Here is a 14283-nt window from a genome sequence, read left to right as displayed (position 1 = left end):
GTCGAGGCGTCAAGTTGATAGCAGGCGCGTCCTTCAGTCTGGCATGACTATGCCGTTCGCAACCGCCGCGACCGGGGCAGCGTCGGTCGTCGGCTACGACCTCGTCGGTTCGGCGACGCTCTCGCCCGTACTGGCCGCGGCCGAGGGAACCGCTCCGTCGTCGTCGGGCCTGCTGGCGTGGGTCGCGATCGGCGCGTTCCTCGGTGCCTTGCTCCTCTCCTCGCGAGGCTACCGCGGGCCGGCGCGCTATCTCGGCGCGGGGGCCTGGATCGCCTTCGGCGTCTTCTGGCTGACGATGGTGCCCTACTACTACGGCGAGGCCCAGAGCCCGCTCAAGACGATCCTGGGGCTGCTCGCCTTGCCGCTGTGTCTCTACACCGGCTACCTCCTCTGGGCGGGTCGGGACTCGCTGCTGGTCCTCACGAAGGCCGTCGCCTGTATGGGGCTGATCTACCTGCCGGTCGAGACGATCCCGTTCGTCAAGACGTGGCTGATCGAGACGACCGCGGCCCAGACCCACTTCGGGATGGAACTGCTCGGCTACAGCCCCGGCCTGATCGAGGGCAGCAACGGCTACGTGAGCAAGTTCGGCTTCGACCCCGACGAGACGGTGACCGGCCGGACGACCTACATCGTCCTCGCCTGTACCGGGATCGGGAGCATGGCCATCTTCGGCGGGCTGATCGCCGCCGTCAAAGCGCCGCTGAAGCGCAAGGCCACCGCCTTCGCGCTGGCCGTCGGCGTGATCTGGTTCCTCAACCTCGTGCGCAACGTCTTCATCGGCCTCGCCTCGCCGTGGGGCTGGTTCCAGCAGGACTGGCTCGTCTCGTTCATGACGACCTACATGGGCGCCGAGGCCAGCCGCGTCTCCTTCCTCGTCGCGCACAACTACATCGCTCAGTCGCTGTCGATCGTCGCCCTCGTCGGGATCACCTACCTCGTCGTCAAGATCCTCCCCGAGATCCTCACGCCCCTCGAGGAGGCCCTGTTCGTCCTCACGGGCACCGAGTACGATCTCTTCGAGGCGCTGGCGACGGAGGACGCCCCCGCCCGAGCCGACGGCGGTCCCGAGCGGGAACAGACTGATCACGAGCGGGAGCGATAACGTCCCCAGTGCCCGACGTCGACCTCCCCGTGTCACCGATCCGACGCGCGCTCTCCGTACCCGCGGCCGACGCGCTCGTGATCGCCGACGTCCACCTCGGACGCGCCGCCGACTCGAGCGTCGACGCACCGATCGACGACGGCGGCGACGTTCGCGACCGTCTCGCGTCCCTCCTCGAGCGCACCGACCCCGCGACGGTCGTCGTCGCCGGCGATCTGCTCCACTCCTTCGGGCGGCTCCCCCGCGGCGTCGAGCGCGACCTCGCGGCCCTCGCGGACTGCGTCGCCGACGCCGGCGCCGATCTGATCGTGACGCCCGGCAACCACGACGCGATGCTCGAGTCGGCCTTCGACGGCGAGACGACCGACGAGTACCGACTCGCGGACGGCGAGACGGTCGTCTGTCACGGCCACGAACGTCCCGAAACCGAGGCCTCGCGGTACGTCGTCGGCCACGACCACCCCGCGCTCTCCGTCGAGGGCCGCAAGATGCCCTGTTTCCTCTACGGTCCCGCGGTCTACGACGGCGCGGACGTCATCGTCTGTCCCGCCTTCACGACGCTGGCGGCGGGCGCGACCGTCAACGGAATGCGCGGCCGCGACTTCCAGTCGCCGCTGGTCGCCGACGCCGACCGATTTCATCCCGGCGTCTGGGACGACTCGAGCGAGGACGTGCTGTGGTTTCCGCCGCTGGGTGAGTGTCGCCGGCTGCTGTAGCTTCTGGGGACAAGATTATGCGCGACCGCGGCAGCCGTCAGGACGCGACGAGGACGACTGCGACGACCGCGAGTCCCAGCCCGACGACGTTCGTCGTTGCCAGTTGGGCGTCGAAGTAGAGGACGCCGACGATCGCCGGAATGACGAAGTAGAGCGCGGAGATCGCCGAGACGATCGCCATGTTCCCGTGGGTGAGCGCGGCGTAGAAGCTGATCGTCGCAATGGCGAGCAGGACGCCCGACAGCAACGCGAACCCGACGTCCGTGCGCGTCCCGACGACGGGACGGCGGGTCGCGAGGACGTAGCCGCCGACGACGGTGAGACTCGCCACGTAGGACAGCAGTACCGCGTTGACGGGCGAGAGCGATCGGGTCGCGACGCCCGCCGATACCGCCCAGCCGCCGTACAGAAGCAACGCGCCGAGTGCGAGAACGATCGCTGCGTTGGTCATAGGGCAAGGCGCGCCTTCACCGACAAAAGCGTCCCGTTCTCGGGAATTATATTCTCGATAAAATGTTCATCGAAGTAACGGACCGCTATCCGGAGAGATCCTCGAGCACCGCCTTCGCCGCCTCCCGACCGCTTCGCATCGCGCCCTGGATCGACGACCAGCGGGTGTAATCGCCGGCCAGGTAGACCGAGCCCGGCGGATCTCGCGTCTCGGGCAGTCGGTCGTAGACCCCCGGCGGCTGGTCGAACTGTGCGAACGGCACTCGCTCGGTGTGCAGCGCCTCGAGGCCGTCGAACGACTGCTCCGGATACCACGACTCGAGTGCGTCCCGCGTCCGCTCGGCCAGCGGTTCGTCGCTCTCCTCGGGGCTGCGGCTATCGCCGCTTCCGCTCGAGACACCGGGGTTCCCGCCGTCTCCCGATAACTCGAGATCCCCGTCCTCGAGATACGTCGCACTGATCAGCGCTTCCCCGTCGGGCGCGTACGCCGGCGCGACCGCGCTGTGGGGGACGACGTGGTTCGGCCCGTCGTCGCCGTCGACCGCGTTGAGCAGGAGCCGTTTCCCCGTCTCGAGATCCGCTCCCTCCGGCAGCGCGTAGTACTGGGTGACACAGCCCCGCGCGTCGGTCGGGATCGACTCGAGACCGGTCAGGTCTCGCGCGGTCGGCGGATCGGTCGCGACGACGACGGCGTCGACCTCGCCGTTCATGCCGTCGGCCAACTGGACGGTCGCGGAGTCCCCCTCGCTCGAGACCGATTCCACCTCGCGACTGGTCTCGACGGACCCCCCGACCTCGCGCACATGATCGGCGAGTTGCCTCGGGATCGCTTCCATCCCCGACGCGGGGACCGCGGCGCCGCCGGCCGCCAGCGCCCGAAAGGTGTACTCGAAGACGCGACGCGAGGTCGACAGCGATCGGTCGAGGGTGATCCCGCCGTAGAAGGGCGCGACGAACCGCTCGACGAACCCGTCCGAGAAGCCGCGGTCGCGGAGATGGCGCTCGATCGACTGATCCTCGCCGCGATCGGCGTCGAAGAGCCGGTCTGGATCGGTGCGACGCAGTTCCCACCAGAGCCGAGCGACGCGGAGGCGGTCGCCCAGCGTGATCTCGGGATTGCGCAGCGTCGCGGGGAGCGTCCCGGGTGCGCTGCGCGGGTCCGCGAGGACCGATCGGCCGTCCGGCCCCGCGATGGTCGCTCCCGACGTGAACCGACGCAGGTCCAGCGCCTCGAGATCGAGTTCCCGCTGGACGGCGGGATAGGCCGGAAACAGCACCTGAAAGCCCCGATCGAACCGGTAGCCGTCGCGCTCGAGCGTCCGGACGCGGCCGCCGACCGTCTCGCGGCGCTCGAGCAGCGTCGCGTCGAGGCCGCCGCCGGCGAGGTGCCTGGCGGCGACGAGGCCGGCGAGGCCCCCGCCGACGACGAGGACCCGCGGTGTCGATGTCATGGCCGATCGTTCGGCGACCGGCCACTAAGTCGTGCGGCCAAACGACGGCGATCGGCCGCCGTCGCCGAATCCGCCCGCCGGTCGGGTATTTCCGGCGGCGTCGCCGATCGCCGCGGCCATCACCTGCAGGGATACGCGTTAAGGTTCATTTCGGAGTCCGTGGCTTCGCATGGGAGACAATGACAACCATCGGGCGACGGGCGAGACTGACGCCCAGACGCGGGCGAAACTGGACTTCACCCGAGACGTGTCGCGGCGGCGAGCGATGCAGATCGGCGGGTTAGCGGTCTTCGGCATGGCCGGGACGGCGGAGGCGTTCGATCCCGAGAAGTTCGACGTGGCGCCCCTCGAGAGCGTACAGGAAGTCGAGGTCGAGGAACAGGGACTCGAGTACTTCACTATCCAGCAGGCGCGGGTGGTCCACGACCTGACGGCGCGGATCTATCCCTCCGACGAGAACGGACCGGGCGCGCCGGAGGCCGGCGTCGTCTACTTCATCGATCGACAGATGAACTCGGCGTGGGGCCGCGGAGAGCGGTGGTACATGCAGGCGCCGTTCGCCGGCAAGAACCCGACGCAACCGTTCCAGGACGACGCGCAACGACCGGAGGACGTCGAGGCCGACGTCGAGGTCCCGTGGGCGGAGACGAACCCCTCGGAGACCCAGGGCTGGCAGTACGCGCTCACGCCCAACGAGGCCTACGACCAGGGCATCGCCGCCATCGAGGACTACGTGGCGGCGGAAGCCGACGACGCAGAGTCGTTTACCGAACTCGACGAGGACCAGCAGGACGCGGTGGTCTCCGCGCTCGAGGCGGGCGAGGTGGCGACGTTCGACGACACGGACATCGACCCGGACGGCTTCTTCCTGCTGGTCCGCCAGAACACCCTCGAGGGGATGTTCAGCGATCCGATGTACGGCGGCAATCGGGAGATGATCGGCTGGCGGCTGAAGGGGTTCCCGGGGACGCCCGGTGCGCTCGGCAGCTATCGGGGCCTGCTGCAGGAGGGGGAGTACATCGAACTCGGGGAGGACGACTTCCGGAAGCTGGCCGACGACGTCGAGTCGCTCGGGATCGGCGACGAGAACCAGGAACCGGCGAACGACCAGAGCGAGGAGGGCCACGCCCACGTCCACGACGCCGCCGAGGCGGACTATCCGAACGTCGTCGACGAGGCGGCGGCCCGCGGCGACGCCGACGGCGACGGGCCCGAACGCCTGCGCCTCGACGACGAGGCCGTCGACGACGGAGGTGATCCGTGATGGTGCAAGAACTCGAGCCCGTCGACGTCGTGACCATCGGCGCGGGCTGGACCGGCGGCATCGTCGCCAAGCAACTCGCGCAGGAGGACTATCAGGTGGTCAGCTTGGAGCGCGGCGGCGAGCGCGAGACGGAGAACTTCTTCACGGTTCACGACGAGCTGGGGTACGCGCTCCGGTACAAGCTGATGCAGGACCTCTCGAAGGAGACGATCACCTTCAGGAACTCGGTCGACGAGCCCGCCCTGCCGATGCGCCGGTACGGCGCGTTCCTCCCCGGCTCGGGCGAGGGCGGCGCGGGCGTCCACTGGAACGGCCAGACCTGGCGCTTCCTCCCCTACGACTTCGAGATCGAGTCGCGGACGATCGGCGAGTACGGCGAGGAGAAGATCCCCGAGAACATGCAGCTCCAGGACTGGGGGATCAGTTACGAGGAACTCGAGCCCTACTACGACGCGTTCGAGTACACCGCCGGCATCGCGGGCCAGGCGGGGAACATCGAGGGCGAAATCCAGGAGTTGGGCAACCCCTACGAGGGGCCGCGCTCGCGGGAGTACCCGCTCCCGCCGATGATGGAGACCCCGGTCCTCGAGCGGTTCAAGGAGACGGCCGCCGAGATGGGATACGAGCCGTTTCAGGCGCCGTCGGCCAACCTCACCGAGCAGTACACGAACCCGGACGGCGTCCAGCAGGGTCAGTGTCAGTACTGCGGCTACTGCGAGCGCTTTGGCTGCGAATGGGGGGCGAAGGCCTCGCCGATCACGACCGTGCTCCCGGCCGCTCAGGAGACGGGGAACTTCACGCTGCGGACCCACTCCGACGTGGTCGAACTCCTCTATAACGAGGAGGCCCAGCAGGTCGAGGGCGTTCGCTACGTCGATCGAAAGACCGACCAGGTGTACGAACAACCGGCCGACGTCGTCGCGCTGACCGCCTACGTGCTGAACAACGTCCGCCTCCTCCTGCTGTCGGGGATCGGCGAACCGTACGACCCCGAGACCGGCGAGGGTACCGTCGGGAAGAACTACTGCTACCAGAACTTCGGCGCCAGCGCGCGGGGCTTCTTCGACGACGAGGAGTGGAACCTCTACATGGGCGCCGGCGCGCTCGGCGCGTCGTTCGACGACTTAAACGGCGACAACTTCGACCACTCCGACCTGGACTTCCTCCACGGCGGCAACGTCGCGCTCAATCAGACCGGGGACCGACCGATCGCCAACAACCCGGTTCCCCCGGAGACGCCGTCGTGGGGCTCGGAGTTCAAGCAACAGAGCATCGAGAACTACCACAGTTCGATCTCGGTCGCCGCGCAGGGCGCGGTGTTGCCCTTCCGAGAGAACTATCTCGACCTCGACCCCAACTACACCGACCAGTACGGCCAGCCGCTGCTGCGGATGACCTTCGACTGGCGCGAGCAGGACCGGAACCTCGTCGAACACATCGGGCCGCAACTCGAGGCGCTCATGGAGGAGATGGGCGCCGACCAGATCGACGCGACGACGACGCTCGAGGGGAGCTTCGACATCACGCCCTACCAGTCGACCCACAACACGGGCGGCGCGATCATGGGGTCCGATCCCGCGGAGTCGGTCGTGAACAACTATCTGCAGTGCTGGGACGCGAGTAACCTGTTCATCCCCGGCGCGTCGGCGTTCGCGCACAACAGCGGCTACAACCCGACCGGCACCGTCGGCGCGCTGGCGTTCCGCGCGGCGGAGGGGATCCAGCAGTATCTGAACGAACCGGAGCAGCTGGCGGCACCCGAATCGTAGTCGGGCGCTACAGCGGTCGGTTCCGATTTTTTCGTCGCGATCGCCCGTGGCCGGCTCGAGTCGCGGCTATCTCCGTCTCGACGCGCTGGCTCTCCGCCGTTCCGACTCGCGGACTCGCGACCGCGACTCGGCGTCAGACGTCGAAGAGGAACCGCATCGCGAGGCCGATGAGGATCACGATGATCCCGGAAATCGTCGCGATCGGCGGAATGGGGATCAGCAGCAGTACGACCCCGAGGAGGATGACGCCCGTCGATAGTTTGACCATGCGAAAGGGTCCGTGCGGCGACAGGTATCGGTACGGCCGGCATCCCCAGCGCCATTAAAAGCGCCGCGACCGTCTCGGAACCGACCGGCAGCGAGCACCCACGCATAACACATCGCGGCTCGTAGGCGGCGTATGGTCGACGCATCCGTCACGCCGATCGATCGGGGAACGATCACCGCCGACGCCAACAACATCATCGAGGGCTTCGCCCTGGGTTCGGCCGCCGATCCGAACCCCGAGACGGTGATGGCCGACGGCCCCGTCTACAACGTCGTCATCGACCACCCCGAGGCGACGATCCTCTGGGACACCGGCTCCCACCCCGACGCCGCCGACGGCCACTGGCCCGAGGAGCTCTACGCCGCCTTCGAACACACCGGGCTGCGACCCCTCGAGGACGACCTCGCCGACGCGGGCTACGCGGTCGACGACATCGACGCGGTGGTCCAGACCCACCTTCACCTCGATCACGCCGGCGGCCTCTACGCCTTCGAGGGGACCGACGTGCCGATCTACGTCCACGAGCGCGAACTGAAGTACGCCTACTACAGCGCCAAGACCGACGCGGGCGACGAGGCCTATATCGCCGGCGACTTCGACCGCGACCTGAACTGGGAGATCGTCCACGGCGACCGCGAACGCCACTTCGCGGACCTCGAGTTCGTCCGTCTCCCCGGTCACACGCCGGGGCTGCTCGGCCTCGTCCTCGAACTCGAGGACGCCGGGACCGTCGTCCTCGCGGGCGATCAGGCCTACACGCGCGTGAACTATCACGACGAGCGGCCGATGGGCGGCCAACTGCTCTGGAGCAAGCGCCACTGGCTCGAGAGCCTCCGAACCGTCCGGGAGATCGAACGTCGCCGCGACGCGACCGTGATCTGCGGCCACGACGGCGACGACCTCGAGACGCTTCGCGGATTGTGAGAACGAGGCTCAGTGCACGCCGACGTGCGCCTCGCGGACGTACTCGTAGATACTAACGGGAGCGGATATCTATCGATCCGGGCGAAAACCAGCGCTTCAGACGATCTCTTCCGGAGACACGCTCTCGGTAACCAATCGATACGTTCCGTCTTCGACGGTAACCGCTCCTTCGTGACGGAGATGATCGAGGTGGGCGAAGGCCTCGCCGGGTCCGTGGAGGATGTGGATCCCCTCGAGGTCGCCGAACAGGTGTTCGCTCACCGTCCAGGCGTCGGCCGGGCCGTATTCGTCCAGCACGGCGACGACGTTCTCGGCTCGATCGCGGTGGTGATCGATGATCTCGCGGGCGCGAGCGGTCGGGTCCTCGATCGGGTCCCGGTGACCGGGCCAGACGCGGTCGTAGTCGCGGTCGGCGAGGTCCTCGAGGGTGTGCAGGTACCGCTTCAGCGGACGGTCGACCCGGACGTCGGCGCCCCCGACGTTGGGCGTGTACACTGGCAGGAGGGCGTCGCCGACGAAGGCCTCCCGACCGCCGTCCAGTTCGAAACAGCAGAGCCCCGCCGCGTGTCCCGGCGCGTGGACCGCCTCGAGGCGGTACCCCCCGACCTCGAGCACGTCGCCGTCCTCGATCGGCGTGACGTCGGCGGGCTCGCCCTCGATGGTCGACGCCGCCTCGAGGAACTCCAGTAACTCGGTCCGCGCGTCCGCGGGGAGGCCCCACTCCTCGAGCAGTTCCCGGCGCCGGTCCTCGACGGCGGCCACCGCGTCGGCGTCGCCGTCGACCAGCGGCGCGTCGGCCTCGTGGACGTAGACCGTGGCGTCGCTCTCGGCCTGAATCTCGCCGGCCAGTCCCGCGTGATCGACGTGGAAGTGCGTCAGGACGATGTCGTCGATATCCGCGAACGCGTGGCCGCGATCGGCCAGTCCGTCCCGCAAGTCCTCGCGAACGCCCGGCGTCGCGATCCCGGTATCGACGAGCGCGAGGTCGTCGCTGTCGGCGGTTTCGCCGCCTCCACGAGACGCTCCCGGCGTCTCGCCGGCGGCGAGAACGTAGGCGTTGTTTCGGCCCTCGAACTCCTCGTTACCCAGCCGTATTCGATCCATGCCACCACTGCACGCGCCGCCGCTCTTAATTCAATGGAAAGCGGAAGACGAGCGTCGGAAGCCGGCGGTTCCGGCCGGCGCGAACGCAGTTCGCCCTCGAGTTCGGCCCGCAGCAACTGATTCACGTCGCCCGAATCCGCGCTGCCGCCGGTCAATTCTCCCACCTTTTTCTCGTCGGGTTGCTCGCTCCGCTCGCAACCGCTCCGAGAAAAATCTGTCCGGCGAGAGCGTCGCTCTCGCTGACCATCACCTCACTCCGTTCGGTGAGAGACCAAAAAGCCGAACGCTCGCTTTGCTCGCGTTCGGTGGTTATCCTTCCAACTCTCCCCGCAGCAACTGATTCACGTCGCCCGGATCCGCGCTGCCGCCGGTCTTTTGCATGACCTGCCCGACCAGGAAGTTGATCGCCCCGTCGTCGCCGCTCTCGTAGTCGTCGACGGCGTCGGGGTTCTCGTCGATGGCCTCGACGACGGCCTGCTGGACCTCGTCCTCGCCGGTCTTGCCCAGGCCCTCGTCCTCGACGATTTCGTCGGGCTCCTTCCCGTCGTCGAGCATCGATCGCAGCACCGTCTCGCGGGCGTTCTTCGCCGTGATCTCGTCTTCAGCCACGAGTTCGACGAGCCGGGAGACCTCCTCGAGGCGACCCGCAATATCGGTGATCTCCATGTCGCGGTAGTTGAGTTCGCCCAGCAGGTTGTCCGCGACCCACGTCGCCGCGAGGTCGGGGTCGAACTCGCCGGCGACGTCCTCGTAGAAGTCCGCGACCTGTTTCGTCGAGGTGAGCTTCGAGGCGGCCTCCTCGCTCAGGCCGTACTCCGCCTGGAACCGCTCGCGGCGGGCCGAGGGGAGTTCCGGAATCGAGATCTCGTCCTTCCAGCCCGAGACGCGTAGCGGCGGCAGGTCGGCCTCCTCGAAGTAGCGGTAGTCCTTCTCCTCTTCCTTCGAGCGCATCGAGACCGTGATCCCGCGGGACTCGTCCCAGTGGCGTGTCTCCTGCTCGACCGCGCGACCGCGCTGGATGGCGTTCTTCTGGCGGGTCTCCTCGTAGGCCAGGGCCTTCTCCGCGCCCTTGTGACTCGAGATGTTCTTGACCTCGGTCCGGTTCGCGGCCGCGAGCGCGTCGGCGCCGATCTCGTCGGAGTCGTCGCCGTCGATCTCCGACTCGGGGATGATCGAGAGGTTGGCGTCGATCCGCAGGCTGCCGTCGCGCTCCGCGTCGAAGACGCCCAGATACTCGAGGACCTCCTCGAGTTCGGCGAGGAAGGCCCGCACCTCAGCGGGGCTCCGGAAGTCCGGCGCGGTGACGATCTCCATCAGCGGCGTCCCCGCGCGGTTGTAGTCGACGAGGGTGTACTCCGCGGAGTCGATGCCGCCACCGCCGCCGACGTGCTGGAGACTGCCCGGGTCCTCCTCCAGGTGGGCGCGTTCGATCGCCACCGTCCGGCGCTCGCCCTCGACGGCGACCTCGAGTTCGCCGTCGGCGCAGATCGGCTCGTCGTACTGGGTGATCTGGAAGTTCTTGGGCAGGTCGGGGTAGTAGTAGTTCTTCCGGTGGAACCGGGTCTCCTCGGGGATGTCGGCGTCGATCGCCTTCCCGATCTTGACGGCGGCCTCGACGGCGGCCTCGTTGAGAACGGGCAATGCGCCGGGGAGGCCGAGACAGACCGGGCAGACGTTCTCGTTGGGCTCGTCGGTCTGTTCGGTCGAGCAACTACAGAAGATCTTCGTGTCGGTCTCCAGCTGGACGTGGACCTCGAGGCCGATGACGGTCACGAGGTCGCCCTGCTGGACGGTCTGGGCAGTCATTGGGCCTCGATTCGGGCCGGGTGCGGTAAAACGTAACGGGATGGGTCGCGGTTCCGCGGGCGCTACCGGTCGGGATCGGGTTCCGGGTGGTCGTCGACGGAGTCGGCGCCCTCCCGAAGCATCCGTTCGGCGTCGGCGGCCCGGCGGTGTTGCGGCGACGTGATCGGCTCGCCGGAGCCCTCGATTCGGTCCTCTGGATCCTCGACGGCGATTCGCTCGCGGAGGCGAGCGACCAGACGACGGATCATACTCGAAACATGTGGATCCATCGACAAAAGTGTACGCGAACGTCTCGGTTGCACTGCGGGTCGCAGCGCATGGATGATCGGACCGATTTCAGAGGGGACTGTCGCCGAACGTCAGTACCGTCGTTTGGAGACGGTACCCGATTCGCTGACGACCAGTTTCGGCGTCCGCGCGGTGCCGAGCGCGATCAAACCCATCCCGAACCGCTGCCACTACACCTGTTCTGCTTGAACTCGATGTATAGCTCCTCGCTCTCGCGCTCGGTGCGAACCTCGATGAACAGTCGATCCGACGTGTCGTCAGCGCTCGAGCAGTCGGGATAGTACTGATAGCTCTCCCTCGTCGCGGGAGCGTCTTCGAGATGCACGCGGACGAGATATCGGTCGCTCTCGAGGACATTTTCCTCCAACTGCTGAGACGCGACGCGGTCCTCGGCCTCGGGCGGCGTCTCGAGGTCGTACCGTTCTCGGAGCACGGCCGCCTCGCTGTGCTCGTCGGCGTCGGCCCGAAGCGCTTCGACGGCTACCTCGTGTGGCTCCGAATCGAAGTTGAGCAACTCGAGCGTGAGGTATTCGGTGTCAGATCCGAATCCGGCACATCCCGCGAGCGCCCCCGCACTTACGCAGCCACCGAGCGCGAGCGCTTCCCTCCGTGAGATCATCGTTCTAACCTGACGGACGAATCACAAGTACCTGTCGACTGTCCGACGGAAGTACGAGTCGACGACGGGGCTCGAACCCGAAGCCGGTCAGTACCGCCGTTCGAACACCGTTCCCGACTCGCCGACCACGAGTTGCGGCGTCCGAGCCGTTCCGAGCGCGACCGAGAGCAGTTCGTTGCCCGCCTCGAGTCGCGTGAGTCGGGACCAGCCGTCGAACCCGCGCTCGTAGATCGTTCCCGACGACGAGACGGCCAGCGCGTCGTCGCGGTCCCGCGCGAGCGCCGCGATCGGCTGCTCCCCGAGCGTCGTCCGCGACCAGCCGACGCCGTTGTAGCGATAGAGGACGCCGTTGCCGCCCGCGACCGTGACGTGGCCGGAGTCGGTCGCCGCGACCGCGCCGAAGTCGACGGCCGCGTTCTCGATACCGATTCGGGACCACGAGACGCCGCCGTCGCGGGACTCGAAGACGCCGCCGTCGGTGTCGACGACGTAGCCGTACGCCAGCGGCGTCAGATCGATGTCGGCGACGCTCGAGCCGCTGCCGGGCTTGGTCACGTCGCCCCACGCGACGTCGGCACCGTCGCGCCGACCCCGAAGGAGTTCGCCGGAGCTGTTGATCACCGTGAGTCGCTCGTCGCCGGCGAGTCCGGCCGCCGCGATCGCCGTCCACGAGGTCGTCTTCTCCCTCGGCGCCGAGAAGTCGGCGACGCGGTCGGCGACGACGTCGTACAGTCCGAGCGCCCCGCTGTCGCCGGCGACCCACATCGCCCGCCCGTTGCTCGTGACCGCCGCGCTTCGAAGCCCGTCGCCGGCGCTACCGATCCCGTTCTCGAGGCGGACGGTCCACTCGCCGTCGTCGCGGGCGAGGACGATTCCGTCTTCCCCGATCGCGTAGGCGCCGTCGGCCGTCGCCGCGACGTCGTGCAGCGTCGCGTCGGTGGGGACGTCGGCGGCGACCCACTCGCTGTCGGGGTCGACGCAGCCGCTCAGCGACAGCGATCCGGCCGCGGCGCCGACGGCCGCGAGAACGGCGCGCCGCGATCGACGACGGTACTCGCTCATCGATCGTCCCCGCTCGAGGGGGAATCGTCGGAGAGCGGCGATCGGTCGCTCTCCTCGAGTCGGATCGACGGATCCGCGTCGATCGGATCGGTCGCTCCGCGCGCGTCGTTCGTCCGGTGGAACTCGCCCGGCGGCGTGAACGGCCCCGGCGCGGAGGTCCGCCTGAGGATCGCTGAGATGCGGACGACGTACGCGAACAGCACCGCGAGGGGGCTGAACGCGACCGCGAGCGCGAGGCTCACGAGCACGAGCAACCACCCCTCGAAGGCGACCGGCGGGTAGCCGCTCGCGTAGATCATGATCACCAGCGACGAGAGCAGGATCGCGGCGGTGCCGCTGTAGGTGATCAGCCGCGACAGCCGCGCGAGCTCGCGCTGGAGGTAGATCGTCGTGAAGTACTGACGCGTCGCGTCCGCGGTGACGAACAGTTCGCGGAGTTCCTCGAGGAGCGTCCGCGCTCGGTCCGACAGCTCCGCGTCGAACCGACGGCCGAGCCGTCGGGCCTCGTTGGCGGCGCCGGCGTAGTCGTGGTCGATCGTCGGCAACACGACGGCGAACACCGACTCCGTCTCGCCGGTGAGTTCGGCGGAGAGGTCGCGGGTGTGATCGCGGCTCCGCGTCGCGAATCGGCAGATCGACTCGAGGGCGGTGGTCGGACTCGCGGCGTCACGATCGCCGACGGCGTCCTCGTCGCGGTCGCGCTCGCCGTCGGCCGCGTGCGACCGAACGCCGCTACATCGGCTCGCGAGTTCGTCGGCGCGGCTGCCGAGCGTGCCGGCCAGTCGGGCGAGAAACGGGGCGGGATCGGTCGGGCTGACGCCGTCGCCCTCCGTCTGGCTCTCGACGCGGCTGCGGAACTCCTGGACGCCGTCGATGCGATCGGTGAGCCGATCGGGCGTGCCGAACAGCCGCGAGATGATCAACTGGTTGACCGCGACGACGATCGGAATGAACGAGAACAGCCCCGCGATCATCGTGCTGAACATCGTCGTGACGAACCGGCTCTCCCGGACGCCGATGACGTCGCTCACCCCGAGGAGGAGCGCGACGGCGAAGGCGCCGACGACGAAGCCGCCGACGATCACGCGCCGGTCGCCCTCGAGGAGGAGCCAGCGGCGCCACTCGCGGCGCGACGCCGTGTCCGTGAGGAAGCGGGCACCGATCCGAACGCCGGTCCAGACCAGTCGCGCGCCGACCGCCAGCGCGGCGACCGTCAGTCGGAGGACGTAGCCGACGAGGGAGAGCCCGAGCGACGGCTCGTCGTCCGGCTCTCGTTCGGTGGCTCCGCGTTCGACGTCCGCCTGACCGTCGAGGTCGTCGGACTCGCGTTCCTCGCGGTCGGTTCGATCGTCGGTGGCGACGCTCGAGCGATCGGAATCAGTGGCCGCGTCCGGCCGCGTCGCGGTCGGGGATCGGTCGGAATCGTCGCGCGTGGAATCGTCAGTCATTGAATGGTA

14 protein-coding genes are annotated in these 14283 nt (G+C 68.2%); 5 read left to right on the top strand and 9 right to left on the bottom strand.

The annotated features are described in order from the left end of the window. The first annotated feature begins 49 nt into the window (after positions 1-49). Positions 50-1105, top strand: coding sequence for an archaeosortase A (artA, locus tag WD430_RS00910; RefSeq protein WP_339105842.1), 1056 nt, complete (start codon positions 50-52; stop codon positions 1103-1105). 8 nt (positions 1106-1113) lie between these two features. After that, entirely contained in the window at positions 1114-1821 is a 708-nt protein-coding gene (locus WD430_RS00905; RefSeq protein ID WP_339104159.1) for a metallophosphoesterase, read from the top strand. Positions 1822-1858: 37 nt separating this feature from the next. Here the strand turns inward: WD430_RS00905 and WD430_RS00900 are convergent, their stop codons facing one another. Together WD430_RS00900 and WD430_RS00895 are read right to left on the bottom strand one after the other, a co-directional pair. Then, on the bottom strand, positions 1859-2272 hold the full coding sequence (locus tag WD430_RS00900) for an EamA family transporter (RefSeq protein ID WP_339104158.1): 414 nt from the start codon (positions 2270-2272) through the stop codon (positions 1859-1861). A gap of 85 nt (positions 2273-2357) precedes the next feature. Next, positions 2358-3722, bottom strand: a complete 1365-nt coding sequence (locus WD430_RS00895) for an NAD(P)/FAD-dependent oxidoreductase (RefSeq protein ID WP_339104157.1) — start codon at positions 3720-3722, stop codon at positions 2358-2360. A gap of 169 nt (positions 3723-3891) precedes the next feature. On the opposite strand from WD430_RS00895, the gene WD430_RS00890 reads away from it, so the two are divergent. Beyond that, positions 3892-4986 carry a gluconate 2-dehydrogenase subunit 3 family protein gene (locus WD430_RS00890; RefSeq protein ID WP_339104156.1) on the top strand — a complete coding sequence of 365 codons (1095 nt, stop codon included), beginning with the start codon at positions 3892-3894 and terminating at the stop codon, positions 4984-4986. Next, on the top strand, positions 4986-6755 hold the full coding sequence (locus WD430_RS00885; RefSeq protein WP_339104155.1) for a GMC family oxidoreductase: 1770 nt from the start codon (positions 4986-4988) through the stop codon (positions 6753-6755). Before WD430_RS00890 ends, WD430_RS00885 begins: the two co-directional genes overlap by 1 nt. 133 nt (positions 6756-6888) lie before the next feature. Here the strand turns inward: WD430_RS00885 and WD430_RS00880 are convergent, their stop codons facing one another. Next, the gene (locus WD430_RS00880) at positions 6889-7023 is read right to left on the bottom strand and encodes a transporter (protein ID WP_339104154.1); all 135 of its coding nucleotides are present in this window, start codon (positions 7021-7023) and stop codon (positions 6889-6891) included. A gap of 132 nt (positions 7024-7155) precedes the next feature. On the opposite strand from WD430_RS00880, the gene WD430_RS00875 reads away from it, so the two are divergent. Next, complete coding sequence (locus WD430_RS00875; RefSeq protein ID WP_339104153.1) at positions 7156-7947, top strand: N-acyl homoserine lactonase family protein; 792 nt, start codon at positions 7156-7158, stop codon at positions 7945-7947. A 96-nt stretch (positions 7948-8043) separates the two neighbouring features. On the opposite strand, the gene WD430_RS00870 is transcribed toward WD430_RS00875, so the two are convergent. From WD430_RS00870 to WD430_RS00845, 6 genes are all read right to left on the bottom strand, one after another. Further along, a complete protein-coding gene (locus WD430_RS00870) occupies positions 8044-9051 on the bottom strand; it encodes an MBL fold metallo-hydrolase (protein ID WP_339104152.1) in 1008 nt (335 codons plus the stop codon). A 309-nt stretch (positions 9052-9360) separates the two neighbouring features. Next, positions 9361-10857 (bottom strand): Asp-tRNA(Asn)/Glu-tRNA(Gln) amidotransferase subunit GatB, encoded by a 1497-nt coding sequence (gene gatB, locus WD430_RS00865; RefSeq protein ID WP_339104151.1) that lies wholly within the window; start codon positions 10855-10857, stop codon positions 9361-9363. A gap of 62 nt (positions 10858-10919) precedes the next feature. Next, positions 10920-11105, bottom strand: a complete 186-nt coding sequence (locus tag WD430_RS00860) for a hypothetical protein (RefSeq protein ID WP_339104150.1) — start codon at positions 11103-11105, stop codon at positions 10920-10922. 185 nt (positions 11106-11290) lie between these two features. Beyond that, positions 11291-11764 carry a hypothetical protein gene (locus WD430_RS00855; RefSeq protein ID WP_339104149.1) on the bottom strand — a complete coding sequence of 158 codons (474 nt, stop codon included), beginning with the start codon at positions 11762-11764 and terminating at the stop codon, positions 11291-11293. 87 nt (positions 11765-11851) lie between these two features. Continuing rightward, positions 11852-12826: a hypothetical protein gene (locus WD430_RS00850; RefSeq protein ID WP_339104148.1), complete on the bottom strand. Its 975-nt coding sequence runs from the start codon at positions 12824-12826 to the stop codon at positions 11852-11854. Continuing rightward, positions 12823-14274: a hypothetical protein gene (locus WD430_RS00845; RefSeq protein WP_339104147.1), complete on the bottom strand. Its 1452-nt coding sequence runs from the start codon at positions 14272-14274 to the stop codon at positions 12823-12825. The genes WD430_RS00850 and WD430_RS00845 overlap by 4 nt, the downstream gene beginning before the upstream one ends. Positions 14275-14283 lie beyond the last annotated feature (9 nt).

The sequence above is a fragment of the Haloterrigena sp. KLK7 genome (assembly GCF_037914945.1).
In the GTDB taxonomy this organism is placed as follows: domain Archaea; phylum Halobacteriota; class Halobacteria; order Halobacteriales; family Natrialbaceae; genus Haloterrigena; species Haloterrigena salinisoli.
The sequence above is the reverse complement of the archived record's forward strand: the minus strand, read 5'-3'. Positions and strand labels throughout refer to the sequence as shown.

What these genes read in the sequence shown, in the direction of transcription:
- artA (WP_339105842.1), top strand. Translation starts at nt 50, where the DNA reads ATGCCGTTCGCAACCGCCGCGACCGGGGCAGCGTCGGTCGTCGGCTAC.
- WD430_RS00900 (WP_339104158.1), bottom strand. Translation starts at nt 2,272, where the DNA reads ATGACCAACGCAGCGATCGTTCTCGCACTCGGCGCGTTGCTTCTGTAC.
- WD430_RS00895 (WP_339104157.1), bottom strand. Translation starts at nt 3,722, where the DNA reads ATGACATCGACACCGCGGGTCCTCGTCGTCGGCGGGGGCCTCGCCGGC.
- WD430_RS00890 (WP_339104156.1), top strand. Translation starts at nt 3,892, where the DNA reads ATGGGAGACAATGACAACCATCGGGCGACGGGCGAGACTGACGCCCAG.
- WD430_RS00885 (WP_339104155.1), top strand. Translation starts at nt 4,986, where the DNA reads ATGGTGCAAGAACTCGAGCCCGTCGACGTCGTGACCATCGGCGCGGGC.
- WD430_RS00880 (WP_339104154.1), bottom strand. Translation starts at nt 7,023, where the DNA reads ATGGTCAAACTATCGACGGGCGTCATCCTCCTCGGGGTCGTACTGCTG.
- WD430_RS00875 (WP_339104153.1), top strand. Translation starts at nt 7,156, where the DNA reads ATGGTCGACGCATCCGTCACGCCGATCGATCGGGGAACGATCACCGCC.
- WD430_RS00870 (WP_339104152.1), bottom strand. Translation starts at nt 9,051, where the DNA reads ATGGATCGAATACGGCTGGGTAACGAGGAGTTCGAGGGCCGAAACAAC.
- gatB (WP_339104151.1), bottom strand. Translation starts at nt 10,857, where the DNA reads ATGACTGCCCAGACCGTCCAGCAGGGCGACCTCGTGACCGTCATCGGC.
- WD430_RS00860 (WP_339104150.1), bottom strand. Translation starts at nt 11,105, where the DNA reads ATGATCCGTCGTCTGGTCGCTCGCCTCCGCGAGCGAATCGCCGTCGAG.
- WD430_RS00855 (WP_339104149.1), bottom strand. Translation starts at nt 11,764, where the DNA reads ATGATCTCACGGAGGGAAGCGCTCGCGCTCGGTGGCTGCGTAAGTGCG.
- WD430_RS00850 (WP_339104148.1), bottom strand. Translation starts at nt 12,826, where the DNA reads ATGAGCGAGTACCGTCGTCGATCGCGGCGCGCCGTTCTCGCGGCCGTC.
- WD430_RS00845 (WP_339104147.1), bottom strand. Translation starts at nt 14,274, where the DNA reads ATGACTGACGATTCCACGCGCGACGATTCCGACCGATCCCCGACCGCG.